This is a genomic window from Komagataeibacter swingsii (assembly GCF_003207895.1).
Lineage (GTDB): Bacteria > Pseudomonadota > Alphaproteobacteria > Acetobacterales > Acetobacteraceae > Komagataeibacter > Komagataeibacter swingsii.
In genome coordinates this window covers 128,194-147,441 of sequence record NZ_NKUB01000006.1, presented here as the reverse complement: position 1 = coordinate 147,441, position 19,248 = coordinate 128,194, and the positions used below count along the sequence as shown (strand labels likewise).

Annotated in this window: 17 protein-coding genes and 1 pseudogene; 7 read left to right on the top strand and 11 right to left on the bottom strand. The window is 64.7% G+C overall.

What is annotated here, in order from left to right; genetic code table 11:
- Window positions 1-156: 156 nt before the first annotated feature.
- From CFR76_RS07145 to CFR76_RS07135, 3 genes are all read right to left on the bottom strand, one after another.
- The gene (locus CFR76_RS07145; RefSeq protein WP_244191822.1) at window positions 157-543 is read right to left on the bottom strand and encodes a hypothetical protein; all 387 of its coding nucleotides are present in this window, start codon (window positions 541-543) and stop codon (window positions 157-159) included.
- Window positions 544-648: 105 nt separating this feature from the next.
- Window positions 649-1,695 carry a recombinase RecA gene (gene recA / locus CFR76_RS07140; protein WP_025437464.1) on the bottom strand — a complete coding sequence of 349 codons (1,047 nt, stop codon included), beginning with the start codon at window positions 1,693-1,695 and terminating at the stop codon, window positions 649-651.
- Between the two features lie 177 nt (window positions 1,696-1,872).
- Entirely contained in the window at window positions 1,873-3,294 is a 1,422-nt protein-coding gene (locus CFR76_RS07135) for a gamma-glutamyltransferase (protein ID WP_110556504.1), read from the bottom strand.
- Between the two features lie 246 nt (window positions 3,295-3,540).
- Between CFR76_RS07135 and CFR76_RS07130 the strand changes: the two genes are divergently transcribed.
- On the top strand, window positions 3,541-4,335 hold the full coding sequence (locus CFR76_RS07130) for a DsbA family protein (protein ID WP_110556503.1): 795 nt from the start codon (window positions 3,541-3,543) through the stop codon (window positions 4,333-4,335).
- Window positions 4,336-4,388: 53 nt separating this feature from the next.
- Here CFR76_RS07130 and hemA read toward each other — a convergent pair whose 3' ends face one another.
- Window positions 4,389-5,720, bottom strand: a complete 1,332-nt coding sequence (gene hemA, locus CFR76_RS07125; protein WP_408884358.1) for a 5-aminolevulinate synthase — start codon at window positions 5,718-5,720, stop codon at window positions 4,389-4,391.
- A gap of 133 nt (window positions 5,721-5,853) precedes the next feature.
- Entirely contained in the window at window positions 5,854-6,318 is a 465-nt protein-coding gene (locus CFR76_RS07120) for a hypothetical protein (protein ID WP_110556501.1), read from the bottom strand.
- A 134-nt stretch (window positions 6,319-6,452) separates the two neighbouring features.
- Between CFR76_RS07120 and CFR76_RS07115 the strand changes: the two genes are divergently transcribed.
- From CFR76_RS07115 to CFR76_RS07105, 3 genes are read left to right on the top strand one after another with little or no spacing between them, the layout of a single operon-like run.
- The gene (locus tag CFR76_RS07115) at window positions 6,453-8,381 is read left to right on the top strand and encodes a transketolase-like TK C-terminal-containing protein (RefSeq protein WP_110556500.1); all 1,929 of its coding nucleotides are present in this window, start codon (window positions 6,453-6,455) and stop codon (window positions 8,379-8,381) included.
- A 30-nt stretch (window positions 8,382-8,411) separates the two neighbouring features.
- On the top strand, window positions 8,412-9,434 hold the full coding sequence (gene gap, locus CFR76_RS07110) for a type I glyceraldehyde-3-phosphate dehydrogenase (protein ID WP_110556499.1): 1,023 nt from the start codon (window positions 8,412-8,414) through the stop codon (window positions 9,432-9,434).
- Window positions 9,434-10,657: a phosphoglycerate kinase gene (locus CFR76_RS07105; RefSeq protein WP_110556498.1), complete on the top strand. Its 1,224-nt coding sequence runs from the start codon at window positions 9,434-9,436 to the stop codon at window positions 10,655-10,657. The genes gap and CFR76_RS07105 overlap by 1 nt, the downstream gene beginning before the upstream one ends.
- Window positions 10,658-10,816: 159 nt before the next feature.
- On the opposite strand, the gene CFR76_RS07100 is transcribed toward CFR76_RS07105, so the two are convergent.
- The 5 genes from CFR76_RS07100 to CFR76_RS07080 form a co-directional block, all read right to left on the bottom strand.
- The gene (locus CFR76_RS07100) at window positions 10,817-11,509 is read right to left on the bottom strand and encodes a hypothetical protein (protein WP_110556497.1); all 693 of its coding nucleotides are present in this window, start codon (window positions 11,507-11,509) and stop codon (window positions 10,817-10,819) included.
- A 120-nt stretch (window positions 11,510-11,629) separates the two neighbouring features.
- Window positions 11,630-12,634, bottom strand: a complete 1,005-nt coding sequence (gene ftsY / locus CFR76_RS07095; protein WP_110556496.1) for a signal recognition particle-docking protein FtsY — start codon at window positions 12,632-12,634, stop codon at window positions 11,630-11,632.
- A gap of 1 nt (window position 12,635) precedes the next feature.
- Window positions 12,636-13,883 (bottom strand): tRNA (N(6)-L-threonylcarbamoyladenosine(37)-C(2))-methylthiotransferase MtaB, encoded by a 1,248-nt coding sequence (gene mtaB, locus CFR76_RS07090; RefSeq protein WP_110556495.1) that lies wholly within the window; start codon window positions 13,881-13,883, stop codon window positions 12,636-12,638.
- Window positions 13,880-14,704, bottom strand: a complete 825-nt coding sequence (gene dapF / locus CFR76_RS07085) for a diaminopimelate epimerase (protein WP_110556494.1) — start codon at window positions 14,702-14,704, stop codon at window positions 13,880-13,882. The genes mtaB and dapF overlap by 4 nt, the downstream gene beginning before the upstream one ends.
- Before the next feature lie 73 nt (window positions 14,705-14,777).
- A complete protein-coding gene (locus CFR76_RS07080; RefSeq protein WP_110556519.1) occupies window positions 14,778-15,179 on the bottom strand; it encodes a VOC family protein in 402 nt (133 codons plus the stop codon).
- A gap of 263 nt (window positions 15,180-15,442) precedes the next feature.
- Between CFR76_RS07080 and CFR76_RS07075 the strand changes: the two genes are divergently transcribed.
- The 3 genes from CFR76_RS07075 to CFR76_RS07065 all read left to right on the top strand — a co-directional run bounded on the left by CFR76_RS07075 (window position 15,443) and on the right by CFR76_RS07065 (window position 18,415).
- Window positions 15,443-15,913, top strand: a complete 471-nt coding sequence (locus CFR76_RS07075) for a methyltransferase domain-containing protein (protein ID WP_408884357.1) — start codon at window positions 15,443-15,445, stop codon at window positions 15,911-15,913.
- A 164-nt stretch (window positions 15,914-16,077) separates the two neighbouring features.
- Window positions 16,078-17,955, top strand: a complete 1,878-nt coding sequence (locus CFR76_RS07070) for a hypothetical protein (RefSeq protein ID WP_110556493.1) — start codon at window positions 16,078-16,080, stop codon at window positions 17,953-17,955.
- A 157-nt stretch (window positions 17,956-18,112) separates the two neighbouring features.
- Window positions 18,113-18,415: a hypothetical protein gene (locus CFR76_RS07065; RefSeq protein WP_110556492.1), complete on the top strand. Its 303-nt coding sequence runs from the start codon at window positions 18,113-18,115 to the stop codon at window positions 18,413-18,415.
- 86 nt (window positions 18,416-18,501) lie between these two features.
- Here CFR76_RS07065 and CFR76_RS07060 read toward each other — a convergent pair.
- Window positions 18,502-19,185, bottom strand: a pseudogene (locus CFR76_RS07060) (ABC transporter ATP-binding protein); the annotation flags it as partial.
- Window positions 19,186-19,248 lie beyond the last annotated feature (63 nt).

Below are 19,248 nucleotides of genomic sequence, written 5' to 3'. Positions count from 1 at the left end.
AACGCATCGGCTCACTCATCAAAGGCTTCTCACCACAGGAATGTGCCAACTACCTCAAAAACTCAGGATATGCATCAACCTAATCACAGAATGCTCTAAAGCAGACGTTTCTGGTGAAGCTTTTTAAAAAAGACGGCACCCGGAAACGTCTGTTTTTCAGTGGCTGCCCTGCCCCTGCCGGCCATAGCTGACCTGGGTATCGGGCACGACAAAATGCTTGCCGTCGTCACTGCCGGACCCGCTATCGTCATCTCCCGCCTGATTGGGGTCGTACCCTGACGAGATCATCTGCATCGCCGCCGCATCGGGCGGGGCATGATAGGCTTCGGTGCCGGTTTCATCAGTGGGATCGGGCGGTTTGGGCAGGCGCCGCGATAGCGGGCGCAGCGCATCACGGGCATGGTCGACATGCCGCGCCCCCCTGTGGGAACCCAGCGGGGGCGGGGATTCATCCACATCGGCCGGATCATTATTGTCGTCCTGCCCCCCGCTACAGGCGGCAAGGCAGGCCAGCAATCCGATCATCGCAAGACGCGGTTTCATTCCGGCTGTCCCCAATCCCCCGTTTCCAGTTCCCGTCCCGTGCGCTTGCACGGCTGCGCACGGGCGTAAAACGATAGCCTGCCATAACGGGACAGGCCAAGGGGATCAATGCTCGACGCCGTCCTCGTCGGGGCCAACCAGCATGGCTTCCGCCACAACGCCCGCCTGTTCACGCACGCGGCGTTCGATATCGGCCGCCATTTCCGGGTGTTCGCGCAGGAACTGCTTGGCGTTTTCACGCCCCTGCCCGATGCGCTGGCTATCGCACGAGAACCATGCCCCGGACTTTTCGACAATGCCCGCCTTCACGCCCAGGTCGATCAGTTCGCCGACCTTGCTGATCCCTTCGCCATACATGATGTCGAATTCGACCTGGCGGAAGGGGGGGGCCATCTTGTTCTTGACCACCTTGACGCGCGTCTGGTTGCCCGTGACCTCGTCCTTGTCCTTGATCGAGCCGATACGGCGGATATCCATGCGCACGGAGGCATAGAATTTCAGCGCGTTGCCACCCGTGGTGGTTTCGGGGCTGCCGAACATCACACCGATCTTGAGCCGGATCTGGTTGAGGAAGATCAGCATGGTGTTGGAACGCGAGACGGACCCCGTCAGTTTGCGCAGCGCCTGGCTCATCAGTCGCGCATGCAGGCCCACATGGCTGTCGCCCATGTCCCCTTCCAGTTCCGCGCGCGGCACGAGGGCGGCCACGCTGTCGACCACCAGCACGTCAACCGCGCCGGAACGCACCAGCGTGTCGGCAATTTCCAGCGCCTGTTCACCCGCGTCGGGCTGGCTGATCAGCAGGTTGTCGACATCCACGCCCAGCTTGCGGGCGTAACCGGGGTCAAGCGCGTGCTCGGCGTCGATGAAGGCGCAGGTGCCCCCCTTGCGCTGGGCTTCCGCAATGGCGTGCAGGGCCATGGTGGTCTTGCCCGAGCTTTCAGGGCCATAGATCTCGATGATGCGGCCACGCGGCAGGCCGCCAATCCCCAGGGCGATGTCCAGACCCAGCGACCCGGTGGAAATCACGTCCACCTGCTCGGTCGGGCGTTCGCCCATGCGCATGATCGAACCCTTGCCAAACGCCCGTTCGATCTGGCTCAAGGCCCCTTCCAGGGCCTTGCTTTTGTCTATACCCGGAGCCTGTGCCATCGCTGCCTACCCTGATGCTTGAGAAGATGAAGTCCGGACGGGCATCCCGTCCTGCGCCACCTGTTGGGAACAGGCGGCAGGTCATGCAGGCCAATATGGAACAAAACAGGACCATTTACAATGGTCCCGCCCCCCTCCGCCGGGAATAATAATGCCCGGCGGCCATGAATCCGCGACCTAGCGCGGCCCCATGGCCAGGCCCGCGCCACGCGGGTCGGTTGCGGCGGTGCAGGTGCTGGCGTCACCCGGCAGGCCATGCGGGCATGATACGGCATTGATGCGGCCCTGGGCCGTGACCGGATGGGCGTCGGGCGTCTGTCCCGCCAGGATCTGGCGCATGGCGATCCCCACGGCGGCGGCGGCGTCATTCTGGCCCGATCCGGCCGCCACGGCGCGGAAGGCGCGCCCTTGGCTGGCGATGGCCGCCGTGAACAGCGGCAGCGGCAGGCGCGCGGGGGATGCGCCCAGCACGATGCCGGTATTGCCCGCCATGCGCCCGGTGCCGAACAGGTTGTCCATGCTCAGGCTGCACGCCACGGCCATGCCCGAATGGTCGACCACGGTGAACGATGTCGATGCCGGAAGCGAGGGCAGCCCACCGCCGCTACCGCCGCCACCATTGACGAAAGCCTGCGCGCGGGCCGTCATGTCATCGCCCGTGCCACTGGCATGGTTGCCGTTCTGCGCCCGCCATGCCGCGACGCTGGCCTGCGCGCGCGTCGCCGCGTCGGACGAGGATGCAGCCCGGAACGCCACGGCGCTGCCCAGGCCCCCATCGGCCGGCGGCGGCAGGAAGGCGACTTCCGTATTCCCGCTGCCCAGGGTCAGGGGCAGGCGCTCGGACGGGACGGCGCCGCGCATGTCGGACATCTGCAACCCGCCGCCCGCGCCCTGGCTGCCCGCGACAAAGGACTGCCCCAGCGCGCCATTATACAGGTCGCCCACGCCCATGCTGCGGATCTGGTCCAGCGCGCCGGACAGATGGGTCTGCACCAGCGCGTCCCCTTCCGCCAGCGCCTTGCCATCCGAGCGGCTGAAAACCGCGCGGATGGCCGGGTCGGCCAGCAGCGGCACCTGCACCGCGGCAAGGTCACCGGCCAGTTGCCGGCTGACATTGATGCCGTTGGCCGCCAGCGTGATCGCATCGGGCACCAGTTCAGAGAACGCGGCCGACCCGTATTGCAGGTGCATGAGGTACAGCCCGCGCGCCAGCATCGGGACTGCGGCCGGACGGTCGGCATGTGGCATGTCTGGGGCTGTCACCGTGCCCGCGACGGGCAGGAACATGAAGGCGCGGCCCCCGTTCTGGTCACCCGGACGATAGGCAAGGCACGCCCCGCCCGACCCCAGCGACGCCCGCGACGGCAGTGTTACCGACAGCGCCAGCCCCATGGCCGTGGCGGCATCCGCCGCGTTGCCGCCGCGTTGCAGGATATCGCGCCCGACCAGCGTGGCCTGCGGTTCATCCGACGAAACGGTGCCGATCAGCGCGCCGGGGGAAGGGCCGAACATATGCGACACAAGCCGCATGGGGGAATAGCGGTGCCCGGCGCAACCGGCAACCGAGACGGCCAGAACAGCCGAAAGCGCCGCACGCATGTACCGACGGGCAACAGGGGGGATCGAATGCTCTGGCACGCAACACTTCTCCAATGGGCAGGTCGGCTTTGATGAACCGGACGGGTCGTTGCACGACCGCGCGATCATGGCAGCCCCATCACGACTTACCGGCCTTACGGGCCGTCGGCAACAGGCAGCCTGCCCCGTTTCCCACCATCGCCCATTCCTTTCATGTGCCCGATCCTTTACAGACACATTATCCCGACATGACAACGGAGCAAACCCGTGACATTCATTTCCCCCCGCCGGTACCGCCCGCGCCTGCTGAATGCCCTGCTTGGCGCGGGGGCGATGACCATTACGGCCACCGCCGCGCCCGGCGCGGGGCATGCCGCCGACACCGGAAGCTTCACCCCCGCGCAGCGGCAGGAAATCGTGGAAATCATGCGCAATGCGCTGAAAACCGACCCCACCATCCTGTCCGATGCGATCACGGCGCTGCGCAACAACGCCAATGCGGCCCAGCAAAACGCCGCCCGCAGCGCGCTGGAAAGCCACCGCGCCGACCTGCTGGCGCCCGCGGCCAGCGATGCGATACTGGGGAATGCCACAGGGCATACAACGGTTGTGGAATTCTATGACCCGCGCTGCCCGTACTGCCGCAAGGTGCTGCCCGACCTTGACCGCCTGACAAGGGAAGACAGGGACCTGCGGATCGTGGAAAAGGTCATTCCCGTGCTGGGGCAGAACAGCCTGATCGCGTCACAGGCGCTGGTGGCCGCCTTCGTCCAGGGCGGCCAGCCTGCGTATTTCCGCATGCAGGCGGCCATCATGAATGATTCCGTCACCCCCACGACCGACCGGATGCGCACGCTGGCCACCCAGTCCGGGCTGAATGCCGCGACCCTGGCCAGCGACATGAACGGCCCGAAGGTCACGGCCATCCTGCAGGCGAACATGGAACTGGCCCGCGCCATCGGGCTGGATGGCACGCCGACCTTCGTCTTCAACGCCCGCCAGATCATTCCGGGCGCGGTCAGCTACGACGAACTGAAAAAGGCGATTGCGCAGAGCCGCTGACCCACGCGCCCGGCCAGCCCGCGCCCCGGCCATGCCGGGCGCGAGCCAATGGTTCAGGCCATGGCGGCGACGGGCTGCGCGGCAAGGTCGTTGATGCGCAGCAGGTGGGACAGGGCCGCCACCATGTCGTCCATCATCGCATCCGTATGGAACGGCCCCGGCGTCAGGCGCAGGCGTTCGGTGCCACGCGGCACGGTGGGGTAGTTGATGGGGGTTGCGTAGATCCCGTAATCATTGAGCAGCCGGTCGCTCAGCTCACGGCAGCGCTGGGCGTCGCCCACCGGGATCGGCACGATATGGCTTGGCGTCATGGTGAAGGGAATGCCTGCCTTGCGCAGCTTTTCGCGGAAGGTGTTGACACGTTCGAACATGCGTTCGCGCCGCCAGCCATCCTTGCGCACCAGCCGCACGCTGGCCAGCGCCGCCGCCACAACTGCGGGCGGCAGGGCGGTGGTGAAGATGAAGCCCGAAGCCGACAGGCGCAGGTATTCGACAATATCGCTGGTCGCCGTGATGTAGCCGCCATGCACGCCAAAGCCCTTGGCCAACGTGCCTTCGATAATGTCCACCTGACCGGCCACGCCGTCGCGTTCGGACACGCCGCCGCCCTGGTCCCCGTACAGGCCCACCGCATGCACTTCGTCCAGGTAGGTGATGGCATTATACTTGCGCGCCAGCGCGCATGTGCCGGCGATGTCGGATATGTCGCCGTCCATGGAATACACGCTTTCAAACGCGATCAGCTTGGGCACGTCCCTGGGGGCCGCGGCCAGCTTGGCCTCAAGGTCGGCAAGGTCGTTATGTTCATAGATGACCGTGGTCGAACCGCGCGCGCCCTTGATCCCCGCGATCATGGAGGCATGGTTCAGCCGGTCGGAAAAGCAGATCCAGCCGGGCATGCTGCTCAGGATCGTCTGCAGCGTCGCCTGGTTGGAGACATAGCCGGACACGAACAGCAGGCCCGCCTCCTTGCCATGCAGGTCGGCCATTTCGGCTTCCAGCGCGGTATGGACCGGGCTGGTGCCCGCGATGTTGCGCGTGCCGCCCGCGCCCGCGCCGTGTTCGTGGATAGCCTGAATCGCGGCTTCGACCACCACGGGATCGACGCCCATGCCCAGATAGTCGTTGGAGGACCAGACCACGACCTCCCGGTCCTGCGGGCAGGCGGGGGTTGACGGAGTGGCCTGTGTTTCCGGCTGGTCATACAGGGGATAACGCTCGGCCTGGCGTGCCAGTGGGGTGAACTGCCGGTATCGACCCTGCGCGCGGATATTCTCCAGCGCCGTCCGGCAGAACCGGAAGAACGGATGCCCATCCACTTGATTACTGGACACTGCTGCTTTTCTCCATGCACACCCCGGTCTGTTCACGGGGTCTTCATTCATGATGGCCACCATCGCGGGGGACCCGCGCCGGGGGGATGAGGCTCCCCTCACGCGGCGCTATCGCCGGGGATTAACCGCCGGCGGACCACCCTTTATGGCATGATGGGGGCAAAAATTGCAAAACCGCATTGGACTACTCCACGTAAATGCAGACCTGGGTTGCATTGTTCGCAGGCACACTGCGGGCATCCATCTCCGTCTGGCTGCCACCGGCGCCAGCATCCATCACCGCCTGCAGGACCGGCTGGCCGTTGGCGTCCACCACCTTCTGCATGTCAGGCACGCTGCCATCGGCCCGGTCGGGCACGCTGACCACAATGGTGAACAGCGCATTGGGCTTGCGCGACAGGGCATCGGCCACGGCGGCGCGAACGGCGGGTTTCCACTGTGTATCAGGCGTGCCCGCCACGATGGTGACCAGCGCGGGGCGGTCGATGCCGGGCACGGGCGGCGGCGGCGGCTGTGGCAGCTGCGGCGGGTCGCCCGCGTGGCGGTTGAATGTTTTCTGGCTGACCAGCTTGCATCCGCCCATGACCGGCAGGCAGGCGGCTGCGACAAGAAGGGCACGGCGGACAGGGCGCGGGGACGGACGGGGCATGGCCCCCTACCGATACAGTATCCCCCCCGCGCGGCATAGTGGAACAACACCGCAATGTTGCCGCCACCCGCGCGGCGCAGTAGTCATGCGAAAGCGGCTCCGACCGATCATTCCCTGACCAATGGACGACGCCGATGCCTGAAGACCTAGCCAGCACGCCCCTCCCCACGGCCTACCCCGCCGCCCCCAGCATGCCCCAGCGGCTGGCGACGGCGATCCGCCACGCCATCAGCACCCACGAACCAGACCGCCGCTATGCCCCGCATGCGCAGGTCATGGCCGATTTCTGCGCGGTGCTGTGGAGTCGCTTCCTCCGCTTCGATCCCGCCAGCCCCGAATGGCCGGACCGGGACCGCCTGGTGGTGTCTTCCCCACGTTATCATGTACTGCCGCGCATCATGGCCGAACTGTCGGGGCAGGCCCCCCTGCCGCCGCACGCGGACGACCCGGCATCCCCCCGTCACGACCGGCAGGCCTGCGGCCCCAGCGGGCAGGGGCTGGGGACGGCGATCGGCATGGCGCTGGCGGAACAGGTCCTTGCGGCACGGTTCGGCCGTTCGCTGGTCAACCACCGTATCTGGGGGCTGGGCTGCTGGACGGAACTGTCCACTGGCGTCGCGCTGGAAAGCGCCGCCCTTGCGGGCCAGATGGGGCTGGACCGTGTCACGCTGGTCGTTGGCCTGTGGCTGAGCGAGCGCGAGGCCGTGGACGCCATCCTGCCGCGCTACAGCGCATCGGGCTGGTCGGTCAGGAAGGTGAACGCGGCCAGTTCCGAACAGATCGCGGCGGCCATCACGTCGTCGCAGCGCACGCACAAGCCCTGCCTGATCGCCTGCATCGCCGCCCCCGAAACCGACCCGCCGCCCTTTGTCGATGATCCGGGCCTGTGGGCGGGGGCGGCGCGCCGGGGGGCCAGCGCGCGGCGGTCATGGCTGCGCAGGCTGCTCAAGGACAGGCAGAAAGCCGAATTCGAACGCATGGCCCGCAACCAGCGTCCCGCCTTCTGGCAGCCAGACTGGCAGCGGTCATGGCGGGAACAGGGCAGCGCGATCGCCCGGGTTTCCCCCACCTTTGCCGCACAGCGGGGACTCGAGACGCTGCATGAACTCCTGCCCGAACTGATCTGCCTGCGTTCACGCCGTGGCATGCTGGCTGACCTGCCCGCCACCCGCCGCAGCGGCAGCGAAATGGACCTGTCATGCGGGACGCAGGTGCATGGCATGGCTGCCCTGCTCAACGGCATCGCCATGCATGACGGGCTGCTGGCGTTCGGCACATCGACCATCATCGCGGTGGACCGCATGCGTCCCGCCCTGCGCTACGCCGCCATGACGGACCGGCAGGTGATCTACCTGCTGACCGATGACGACCTGCTGCGCGGCGACGGGGCGGGCGGCGGCCAGCCGGTGGAACAGCTTGCCAGCCTGCGCGCCATGCCCAATGTCGCGGTTTTCCGCCCCGCCGACCACCGCGAGACCATGGAATGCATGGAACTGGCGCTGCGGCGGACCAGCGGGCCAAGCCTGCTGACGCTGGAATCCGCCCCCGCGCTGGCAACTTCCGCGGCCCCTGAGCGTGAACAGCACGGGCTGACCAACCTGTGCGCGCGCGGCGGCTACGTGCTGGCCGAAGCCGAAGGCGCGCGACAGGTCACGCTGATCGCCACGGGGCATGAGGTCATACTGGCGCTGGCGGCGCGCAAACTGCTGCGGGACGCGGGGGTTGCGGCGGCTGTCGTCTCCCTTCCATGCTGGGAACTGTTCGCCGTGCAAAAAATGACGTATCGTGCCGCCGTGCTGGGAACGGCACCCCGGATCGGGATAGAGGCCGCTTCAGGGTTTGGATGGGAACGATGGCTTGGAACGGACGGGCTGTTTGTCGGTATTGACGGATTCGGGGCGTCCTACGCCCCCGACCGGCCAGACAGCCCTGCCGGCATCACGCCGGAACGGATCTGCCACGACGCATTGCGGCTGGTCCGCCCCCATGCCGACGCCCTGGTTGAAACCGCGGGAGGAAACGGCGCGCCGCCCGGGATGGCATCGGTCGATGCCAGTGTGTGAAATGTCAGACCTTACGGAGAAAATAAGAAAATGGCTGTTAAAGTCGCAATAAACGGTTTCGGTCGCATTGGTCGCCTTGTGCTGCGTGGCATTATCGAAAGCGGGCGCACCGATGTCGTGCCCGTTGCCATCAATGACCTCGGCAGCGTGGCAGACAACGCACACCTGCTGTCCTATGACAGCGTGCATGGCCGCTTTCCCGCCGATGTGAAGGTGGAGGGCGACAAGATCATCATCACCGCCAACGGCCGCACCTACGACCCCATCACCGTCTCGGCCGAGGCCAACCCGACGAAGGTGCCGTTCCAGGGCGTGGACGTGGCGCTGGAATGCACAGGCCGCTTCACCGACAAGGAAAAGGCCGCCCAACTGATCACGGCGGGTGCCCGCAAGGTGATCGTGTCCGCCCCGGCATCGGGCGTGGACGCCACCATCGTGTTCGGCGTGAACCAGGATGTGCTTACACCCGCCATGACCGTCATTTCCAATGCGTCATGCACCACCAACTGCCTGGCCCCGGTAGCCAAGGTGCTGGATGATACATTCGGCATCGAATGCGGCTACATGGTCACCATCCATTCCTATACCGGCGACCAGCGCACGGTGGATACGCTGCACAAGGACCTGCGCCGCGCCCGCGGGGCAGCGCTGAACATGATCCCGACCTCCACCGGGGCCGCGCGCGCCGTGGGGCTGGTGCTGCCGCACCTGAAGGGCCGGCTGGATGGCACCGCAATCCGCGTGCCCACGCCCAATGTCTCGCTCGTCTCGCTGGATTTCGTGCCCAGGAAAGCCCCGGCCTCGGTCGAGGAAGTGAACGAGGCGCTGCGCGCGGCATCCGAATCCGGCCCGCTGAAGGGCATCCTCGCCTACAACACCGCGCCACTGGTCAGCACGGATTTCAACCACTCCCCCGCATCGTCCACCTTTGACGCGACCCAGACGGCCGTGATCGACGGCGGCAGGCTGGTGCGCATCTGCAGCTGGTATGACAATGAATGGGGCTTCTCCAACCGCATGGCCGACACGGCTGCCGTATTCGGGGCACTGTAATGGGCGCCACATCATTCAAGACGCTGGATGACCTTGACGCCACCGGCAAAAAGGTTCTCCTGCGCGCCGATCTGAACGTTCCGGTCCGCAACGCCCAGATCACGGACGCCACCCGCATCCTGCGCCTGCTGCCCACCATTCAGGAACTGGCCCAGAAGGGTGCGAAGGTGATTGTCGTCAGTCACTTCGACCGCCCCAGGGGCAAGCCGGTACCGGAAATGTCGCTTGGCCCAATCGCCGATGCGCTGGGTGATGCGCTGGGCCGCCCGGTCACATTCGTCGATGACTGCATCGGCCCGAAGGTGCAGCAGGCGGTAAACGCCATGCAGGACGGCGATGTGGTGGTGCTGGAAAACACCCGCTTCTACCCCGGTGAGGAACAGAACGATCCCGCGCTGGCAAAGGAATTCGCATCCCTTGCCGATTACTATGTCAATGATGCGTTTTCCGCCGCCCACCGCGCCCATGCCTCGACCGAGGGCGTGGCCCGCCTGCTGCCGTCCTTTGCCGGGCGGCTGATGGAGACGGAACTCAACGCGCTCAACATCGCGCTGGAAAACCCGGCGCGCCCGGTGGGGGCCATCGTGGGCGGGGCCAAGATTTCCACCAAGCTCGACCTGATCGGCAACCTGCTGGCCAAGGTGGACATGCTGATCATCGGTGGCGCGATGGCCAACACGTTCCTTGCGGCCCAAGGGGTGAATGTCGGCCGGTCGCTGCAGGAAGCGGACATGCACGACACCGCGCGCGACATCCTTGCGAAAGCACGGGAAAAGGGCTGCGAGATCGTGCTGCCGGTTGACGCCGTGACCGCCACCGATTTCAGGGCCGATGTGCCGACCCTTACCGTGCCCGTCACCGCCATTCCCGATGACGCGATGATGCTGGATGTCGGGCCGGAGACGGTCAGGCTGATCGAGCAGAAGATCGCGACGCTGAAAACGCTGGTCTGGAACGGCCCGCTGGGCGCGTTCGAGATTACGCCGTTTGACGCCGCGACCAATGCGGTGGCGCGCGACGTGGCGCGCCTGACCGATTCCGGTGCGCTGAAAAGCATCGCGGGTGGTGGGGATACGGTTTCCGCCCTGCGCCATGCGGGGGTGGAGAAGCATATCTCCTACATCTCCAGCGCGGGCGGGGCCTTCCTTGAATGGATGGAAGGCAAGACGCTGCCAGGCATCATGGCGCTGGAAAACATCTTTGAACGCGCGCTGCCGATCTGAAGGCCAGTCATAAAAGTTTCCGGGTGCTCCCTTTTTTCAAAAAGCCGGCGTTCTTCGAAGCTTTTTGAAAAAGCTTCACCAAAAACTTTTTCAGGTCAGGGACCATCCCCTTGGGGTGGTCCCTTTTTTTATCATGTTACCCGGACCCTGTCCTGTCGTTCAAACCGGCTCGACGGGCGGTTCCGCAATCAGTTCTTCCGCCAGTTCGGACAGCCATGGAGAAACATCCTCGATGTGCACGGCATTCGCGTTCGCCTGCGCTGCGTAATATTCTCCGACGGTGCGGAATTTGTCGCCGAATTCAGCCAAAAATATTTTTTGCAGTTTAACATTCCTGCTCAGGATACTCGACAATGCCCGACCACCCCGCAGGAACCTGAGCGCATGCTTGGTGCCAAGCAGATAGAGATATTTACGTTTCGTAATCTTCTCCGCTGCTAACAGCAGATAATCTTTGAATACGCCATTCTGGCGGATTGATTCGGGTCCACCACGCCACCTGATAAACTTGAATTCCGCAACACGCAGATTGGTTTCAAGGTCGAATTTTCGTCCCGTATTACCAGCCCCGAGGGACACGGATTCGACCCGCTCGCCCGGTTCCAGAATGTGGGGAAGGCAAAGCAATATGCCTAACGCATGGATCGTGACATCGATCTGCCCGGCTAGGCGTTTCATTTCCGCCGCCGCAGACAGTACTTCCTGCCCTGCTCCGGCCCCTTCCAGAAAGCCAGCGCAATTATCGGCAGTCATGCCACGGATGTCGCCTTCAATCCGGGAAAGCGTCCGGGTCAGATCCGTACCTGTAAATTGACCCAGTAGCCTGCAAATCCCGGCCAGATCGGCTGTCACGCGAATTTATCCTCTGCAATTCAATATCGACAATCCGGCGTCAGCTGTTCACAGAATCGAAAAAGCGCCTACCAACAGCCGATTTTTAGGATGACATATCCTATAGTGTAAGAGCTACGTTCAGACCTGCGGCGGATATTCCTGCGGTACGTCTGCCCCCTCGTCATCGTCGGGCTTGGTGTCGTCATCGCGTTCAATGACCTTGATCGAGTCACCAACCAGCCCCTTGGCGAACGCCTCGGCGGAGAACGGGCGCAGGTCATCGGCCTGTTCGCCCACACCCACCAGATGCACCGGCAGGCCGAACGCATCGGCCAGCGCCACCACGATCCCGCCGCGCGCCGAACCATCCAGCTTGGTCACGACCAGTCCGGTCACATTGACCAGTTCCTTGAACACCCGCACCTGTTCCACCGCGTTCTGCCCCGTGGTGGCGTCCAGCACCAGCAGTACGGAATGGGGCGCGGTTTCGTCAAACTTGCGCATGACGCGGATGATCTTGGCCAGTTCTTCCATCAGTGCGCTCTTGTTGTGCAGCCGGCCCGCCGTATCGACCAGCAGCAGGTCGGCCTTTTCCGCCGTGGCGCGCTTAAGCGCCTCGAACGCCAGCCCCGCCGCATCGGCGTTGGGCTTGCCCGCAATCACGGGGGCACCCGTGCGCTCGCCCCAGACCTGTAGCTGTTCGACGGCGGCGGCGCGGAAGGTATCGCCCGCGACCATCATCACCTTCTTGCCCTGCTCGCCATAAAAGCGGGCCATCTTGCCGATGGTGGTGGTCTTGCCGGTGCCGTTCACGCCCACCACCAGCACCACATGCGGCTTGTGCTTGGGGTCGGGTTCGAACGGGATGGCGACGGGCTGGAGGATGGTGGCGATTTCTTCGGCCAGTGCGTGGCGCACTTCCTCATCCGTCACTTCCTTGCCGAATTTGGAACGGCGGAAGGAATCGATCACCTTTTCCGCGACACTCGGGCCAAGGTCGGCGGAAATCAGCAGGTCCTCCAGATCCTCCAGCGCCTGGTCATCGAGCTTGCGCCGGGTGAAGACGGCGCTCAGCCCGCCGCTGAGTTTCTGGGTGGAGCGCGACAGCCCCGCCTTGAGACGTGAGAAGAAACCAAGTGCCATATCAGAGAATTTCCGCAACCAGTCCGTTATCGTCAACCGCCACCGGCCGCACCGTCTCGATGCGCCCGGCCACGGACACCGCGCCATCCGCCAGCCTTACGGGGGCGAATTCCTCGCTATGGCCCGCCGTGTCCGTTTCCATCAATACGCGCAGCGTGCGCCCCATAAGCCGCGCATGGAAATCACGCGCGGCCTGTGTCCCTGCCTCCCGCAACCGGGCGGCACGCTCTTTTCGCGCGGGCACCGCAATGGCGGGCATGCGGGCCGCAGGCGTGCCCGGGCGCTCACTATAGGGAAAGACGTGCAGGTACGGCAGGGCATTCGCACGCACGAAATCGAGCGTCTGTTCGAACAACGCCTCGTCCTCGGTCGGGAAACCGGCGATGATGTCCGCCCCGATGCCGATATCGGGCCGCAGCGCCCGCGCGCGCGCCACCACGGCCTGCGCATCCGCCGTCAGGTGCCGGCGCTTCATGCGCTTGAGGATGATGTCGCATCCCGCCTGCAGCGACAGGTGCAGGTAGGGCATGAAGCGCGGTTCGTTTTCCAGCAGCTTCCATATGTCCGCGTCAATCTCCACCGGATCGACCGAGGACAGGCGCAGCCGCTCCAGTTCCGGCACCAGCGCCAGCAGCCTGCGGCACAACTGCCCCAGCGGCGGCCGGCCCGGCAGGTCATCCCCCCATGAGGTAATGTCCACGCCGGTCAGCACCACTTCCCGGTAGCCAGAGCGCACCAGCGCGCGCACCTGCTCCACCACCACGCCAACGGGCACCGAACGCGACGGCCCGCGCCCGAAGGGAATGATGCAGAAGGTGCAGCGGTGGTCGCAGCCCTGCTGCACCTCCACGAACGCGCGGGTGCGACCGGCGAATTCGGTCACCAGATGCGGCGCCGTCTCGCGTGCCGCCATGATGTCGGACACGGCGTTGCCCTGCCCCAGCGCCATTTCGCTCCAGCTTGCGGCGTCCAGCTTCTCACGGTTGCCCAGCACGCGGGTGACACCGGGCAGCGCCGCCCAGCGGTCGGGGTCGATCTGGGCGGCGCACCCCGTGACCACGATGCGCGCGTCGGGACGGGCGCGATGGGCGCGACGCACGGCCTGCCGGGCCTGGCGCTCGGCCTCGCCTGTTACCGCGCAGGTATTCACGATCACCACATTGTCCAGCCCGGCTGCGTGATTGCGCATCACCTCGCTTTCATATGTGTTGAGGCGACAGCCGAAGGTCAGGATTTCCGGCTTCTTCATCGGGGATAGTCTTCCGGGTTGAACGTGCCTGTAAAGCTGGTCTGCGCGGGGCCGGTCATCAGCACATGCCCGTCGCCTTCACGCCATGTAATGGTCAGTGCGCCACCATCCATCACCACGGCGCAGGTCCGCTCCACCAACCCGCGCCGCACGGCGTTGACCACGGCGGCGCACGCGCCCGACCCGCAGGCCCGCGTCAGGCCGCTGCCGCGTTCCCATACCCGCAGCCGCATGGCGTCACGGCCGGTGACATGGGCGAAACCGATATTGGCGCGCTGGGGGAACAGGGGGTGGTGTTCCAGATCCGGGCCTGCCATGCATGGGTCCATGGCATCGGCGGCGGGCATGAAAAAGGTCGCATGCGGGTTGCCCATGGACACGGCGGCCGGATCGCCCGCGATGGGCAGGTGCAGCGTATCCATTGCCTTTGCCAGCGGCACATCCGCCCAGCCCTGCGCGGGCGTGCCCATGTCCACCGTCACCAGGCCGGGACGGATGATGGTGGCATGCAGCACGCCCGCGCGGGTCTGCAGCCCGACATGGTCCTGACCCGTTTCGCGCGCCAGCAGGTCGGCCACACAGCGCGAGGCATTGCCGCACGCCCCCGATTCCGACCCGTCGGCGTTGAAGAAACGCACGAACACGTCCGCCCCTTCCGCGCAGGCGGGGCGCAGGGTCACGAACTGGTCGCAGCCAATGCCGGCATGGCGGTCGGACAACGCGGCGATCCGGGCAGGTGTCAGGTCATGGCGGTGGACGCGTTCATCCACCACCACAAAATCATTGCCCAGCCCGTGCATCTTGAGAAAACCGGTCATCATCCGTCCTGTATAGGGCCAACCCATCCATATATGCGAGCGGGATGGCACCCCGTGCGCGGCCTTGCAAGCCTGATCAGAGAAAACGCCCCGGCCGGCCGCGCTGCAATACTTCAATCCTGTAGCCATCCGGGTCGGTCATGAAGAAGAACCGGCCCACGAACCGCTCCCCGCACGACATGTCCTTTACCGCCAGCGGAGACAGGCCCGCGGCCGCAAGGCGGGCATGTTCGGCGTCCACATCCGCGACCGACACCGCAAGGTGGCCGTACCCGTCGCCAGGGTCGTAGGGCGTGGTGCGGTCATGGTTTACGGTCAGTTCCAGTTCGAACGTCTGTTCATCATTGGACAGGTAGATAAGGGTGAAAGTGTCGAAAACAAGCCGGTCGGCCACCTTCAGGCCAAAGGCCGTGTCATAGAATGCAAGGCTCGCGGCTTCGTCACGCACGCGTATCATCGAATGGATCATGCGGGCCATTGTGCTTTTCTCCTGTTCCCTGCGGCCGGGCGCATGATAATACGCCCCCGCATATGGCGTTGTTACTTCCGTACTGTCTGGCACATTCATGAACGACCTGCACGGGTTCCACCCGCATTCCTTCACCGCCGCCTCGGCTGAACCCGATACGGCATTCTATTCCCGCAGGCCCGCAGGCCCCATGCTGGACCAGGGCGCGCTTACGCGCCATTACCGCGCTGTACCGCACGCTGCTGCCCGAAGATGGCAATATCCTCGACATCATGGCCGGACCGGACAGCCACCTGCCGCCCGACATGGAATTCGACAGCGTGATCGGCATAGGCGTCAACGCGCAGGCGCTGGACGGCAACCCGCGCCTGACCGACCGCGTGATGGAGGACATGAACGAAACGCCCGACCTGCCGCTGGCGGATGAAAGCATGGATGCCGCCCTGCTGTGCGACGTGGCGCCCTACCTGCGCCAGCCCGTGCATGTCTTTCGCGAAATCGCCCGCGTGCTGCAACCCGGCGGCCTGATCGTCATTACATTCGGCGACCGCTTCATCCCGCAGAAGGCCACGGCGCTGTGGCAGGCGCTGGATGAAGGGGACCGCCGCCGCATGCTGTCGGTCCTGCTGCAACGCGCAGGCTTCGGCCCGGTGGACAACGGCAATGTCACCCCCGCGCCCGAGGACCTGTTCTGGCACGACGCCGTGCATGCCATGACGGCGCGCCGCCCTGACATTTTGTAACATTAGATCAATAATACGGCCCTGCCCCGTCATATTATCATCCTGCTACACGGCACGGGACAGGGGCCGGGCCGATATTAAAAGAAAATATCATTTACCCCTTTGTCCGGAAATGTTTTGACATAATATTCTATGAAACCTGATTTGGGGCCCCCTGGCAGTACATGCGGATTCCGTCCTTTTCCATAACCCGGCCCGTGCGCCTGTCGCACGTGCTGATGGTGTGTTCCGTTCTGGCCCCGCTTCCTGCCTGGGCTGATGAAGATCCAGAATCACTGGATATCATGGAACGCCAGATGGAGCAGCTACAGCAGCAGCAGATGGCGCTGCAGAAAAGCCTGCAGGCCATGCGCCAGCAGATCATCCAGCACCGCGCCCAGATGGGCGGCACCGCAGCCCATGGCGGCCATGCGCTGGAGGTCACGGGATCGGGCGGGCATGTACGCGGCGGCTGGACCCCGGTGGAAGGGCGCGCCGCGTCATCCCAGGCGGGGGGGATCGAACCCATGGCGCGCCCGCGTATCGGCGGCCATTCCGACCCGCTATCCGAACCGGGCGACCAGCCGACCTATGAATCGGTCGTGGCGCACCGCGAGGAAGACCTGATCGCCCACATGGCCAACAACAATGTCGGCCCGCATAACCGCGAAACCGTGGGCGCGCAGTCGGCTGGCGCGCTGGGCAGCAAGGTGTTCCACCTCGGTCCCGTGTCCATCATCCTTGGTGGCTTCTTCGATGCGGCGGCACTGGTGGAAAACCGGCAGGTTTCATCGGGCATATTCAACTACTGGAACGCCATTCCCTTCCGCGACAGCTCGAATTTCCACACCACCAACTTCAATGGCGATGCGCGGTATTCGCGCTTCTCGCTCATGGCGCGGGGGCAGCTCAACCCGCACCTGACGGTGGCGGGCTTCGTGGAAACGGATTTTGGCGCCAGTGCCGAAACCACCAACCCGTATGAAAGCAATTCCTACGTGCCCCGGCTGCGGCAGGCTTACCTGACGCTGGATGATTCGCACGCCAACATGCATTTCCTGATCGGCCAGGCCTGGACCATGCTCACGCCTGACCGCGTGGGTATCGTGCCCCGACAGGAAAGCCTGCCCGAAACGATCGAATCCTCCATCCTGGCGGGGCAGACATGGTCGCGGCAGTGGCAGGTGCGCGTGGTCAAGGATTTCATGAACCATCGCGTCTGGACGGGGTTCTCGATTGAAAACCCGGCCACCATCTATGACACGACCGGCTTTTCCGCGGCGGGGGATAACGGGGAGTATGGCCTGCCCGGCAGCGGCAACTATGCCAAGGTCGGCTCCAACGGCGTGGGGCTGAGCAGCAACACCACCAACTATTCCAACGAAATCGCCCCCGACATCATCGGCAAGGTGGCGTGGGACCCGACATGGGGCCATTACGAAATCGAGGGGCTGCTGCACTTCCCCCACGACCGTTCCGTCATCAATGGCGTAGGCGAAAACCATACCGCCATTGCATGGGGGGCTGGCGGGTCGATGATCCTGCCGGTCATTCCACACCGGCTGGAAGTACGGCTGGCGGGGCTGGCGGGGCGCGGCATCGGCCGCTACGGCTCGGTCCTGCTGCCTGACGCCACGCTGCGGGCCAATGGCGCGCCCGCCCTGCTGGCCAGCGCGCAGACAACTGCGGGCGTGATCGCGCATCCGAACAAGCAGCTTGATGTGTACGGCTATTTCGGCATGCAGCGTTCGGGTCGCAGCTATTTTGATTCGGATGGGCAGGCCTATGGCTATGGCAACCCCATGGCGAACAATACCGGGTGCGAGACGGAAACCTCCGATGCGGTCAGCGCAGCGCTGGGCAACTGCACCGCCAACATCCGTTCGGTGGAGGAGTTCACCATCGGCGCATGGTACCGCTTCATCCACGGCCAGTACGGCACGGTGCAGGCAGGCACGCAGCTTGCCTATTCACGTGTGCATACATGGGGCGGCATGGGTGGCGCGCCGACAACCAGCCTGAGCGAAATCTTCTTTGACTTCCGTTACCTGCCATTCCAGTAACCCACCCCTTTCGGTGCGGGATATTGCGTCGGGCATGGAAAAGGAGGATGGTGGCCCGCAATCAGGGATGATGGAAAGGCCAGCACGCATGTCAATCAGGTTACGGCACTTGGTTCTGCTGGGCGTATTATGTGCCCCTGTCGTACCAGATGTGGCGATGGCTGATGCCGGTCATGCCGATGCCGGCAACGAAGACCCCGGCGAGGCCTCGCAGCGTCATTTTTCCATGCACCAGCTTTCCAAGAAGCCACCGCTGCCGCGACTGCACATGGATTACAGCCAGTACCGCTACATCCCGCCGGGTGACAGGATCAAGGAGCAGCCGGACCTGAACCGCCTGCTGTTCTGGACCCCCACCGGGGAGCCGGACGGCTATGCGGAGAGACGTGGCAACGCCATCCTGTATTATGACCGTACCGGCAAGGCCGTGCGCGTCGATACCAACCCTTACGGTCGTTAAAAGACTGTTTTAAAAAACAAAAGTTTTTGGGTGCTGCCTTTTTTTTCAAAAAAGCGGCGTTCTGGTGAAGCTTTCTGAAAAAAGCGTCACCAAAAACTTTCTTCGATTTTTGCCTGGTCCTGTCGCGCGTAAAGCCGCTCCAGCATGGGGGGCGCCAGCAGGGATGCGGCCGGCCCATCCGCCATGACCCGGCCATGACGCAGCAGGATGGCGCGATCGAATATGCCCGCGGCCTGAATCGGGTCATGCGTGGTGGCGACTATGGCGCGGCCCTGTGCCGCCAGCCTGCGCAACAGGGCGTACAGCCGCAGCTTCTGCCCGTAATCAAGGCCGGTTTCCGGTTCATCCAGAATCAGGATATGCCCCCCCTGCGCCACCGCGCGCGCCAGCAGCACGGCCTGCCGTTCCCCGCCGGACAGTTCGGTATAGGGCCGCGCGGCCAGATGGGTGATCGACAGTTCCGCCAGCGCATGCGCCACCGCCACCCGGTCGCGTTCATGCAGCGTGGGGGCAAACGGCGTTTCCGCCAGCCGCCCCATGCCCACGATATCGCGCACGCTATAGGGAAACAGCGGCACATGCCCCTGCGGTACATAGGCGATGCGACGGGCGACATCCCGCCGGGACCAGTGAGCCATGGGCCTGCCATCCAGCCAGACCTGCCCTGAATCCGGGCGCGCAAGGCCCAGCAGCAGGCGCAGCAACGTGGTCTTGCCCGCGCCATTCGGCCCCAGCAGGGCCGTCATTTCCCCCATGCGGATATCCAGCGAGACGTCATGCAGCACCGTGCGATGCCCCCGGCGAAAACCCGCATGCTCCACCCGCAGGATGGC

What these genes read in the sequence shown, in the direction of transcription:
- CFR76_RS07080 (WP_110556519.1), bottom strand. Translation starts at nt 15,179, where the DNA reads ATGGCCCGCATGATCCATTCGATGATACGCGTGCGTGACGAAGCCGCG.
- mtaB (WP_110556495.1), bottom strand. Translation starts at nt 13,883, where the DNA reads ATGAAGAAGCCGGAAATCCTGACCTTCGGCTGTCGCCTCAACACATAT.
- recA (WP_025437464.1), bottom strand. Translation starts at nt 1,695, where the DNA reads ATGGCACAGGCTCCGGGTATAGACAAAAGCAAGGCCCTGGAAGGGGCC.
- hemA (WP_408884358.1), bottom strand. Translation starts at nt 5,720, where the DNA reads ATGAATGAAGACCCCGTGAACAGACCGGGGTGTGCATGGAGAAAAGCA.
- CFR76_RS07120 (WP_110556501.1), bottom strand. Translation starts at nt 6,318, where the DNA reads ATGCCCCGTCCGTCCCCGCGCCCTGTCCGCCGTGCCCTTCTTGTCGCA.
- CFR76_RS07115 (WP_110556500.1), top strand. Translation starts at nt 6,453, where the DNA reads ATGCCTGAAGACCTAGCCAGCACGCCCCTCCCCACGGCCTACCCCGCC.
- CFR76_RS07145 (WP_244191822.1), bottom strand. Translation starts at nt 543, where the DNA reads ATGAAACCGCGTCTTGCGATGATCGGATTGCTGGCCTGCCTTGCCGCC.
- dapF (WP_110556494.1), bottom strand. Translation starts at nt 14,704, where the DNA reads ATGATGACCGGTTTTCTCAAGATGCACGGGCTGGGCAATGATTTTGTG.
- CFR76_RS07070 (WP_110556493.1), top strand. Translation starts at nt 16,078, where the DNA reads ATGCGGATTCCGTCCTTTTCCATAACCCGGCCCGTGCGCCTGTCGCAC.
- CFR76_RS07075 (WP_408884357.1), top strand. Translation starts at nt 15,443, where the DNA reads ATGGCCGGACCGGACAGCCACCTGCCGCCCGACATGGAATTCGACAGC.
- ftsY (WP_110556496.1), bottom strand. Translation starts at nt 12,634, where the DNA reads ATGGCACTTGGTTTCTTCTCACGTCTCAAGGCGGGGCTGTCGCGCTCC.
- gap (WP_110556499.1), top strand. Translation starts at nt 8,412, where the DNA reads ATGGCTGTTAAAGTCGCAATAAACGGTTTCGGTCGCATTGGTCGCCTT.
- CFR76_RS07135 (WP_110556504.1), bottom strand. Translation starts at nt 3,294, where the DNA reads ATGCGTGCGGCGCTTTCGGCTGTTCTGGCCGTCTCGGTTGCCGGTTGC.
- CFR76_RS07065 (WP_110556492.1), top strand. Translation starts at nt 18,113, where the DNA reads ATGGCTGATGCCGGTCATGCCGATGCCGGCAACGAAGACCCCGGCGAG.
- CFR76_RS07105 (WP_110556498.1), top strand. Translation starts at nt 9,434, where the DNA reads ATGGGCGCCACATCATTCAAGACGCTGGATGACCTTGACGCCACCGGC.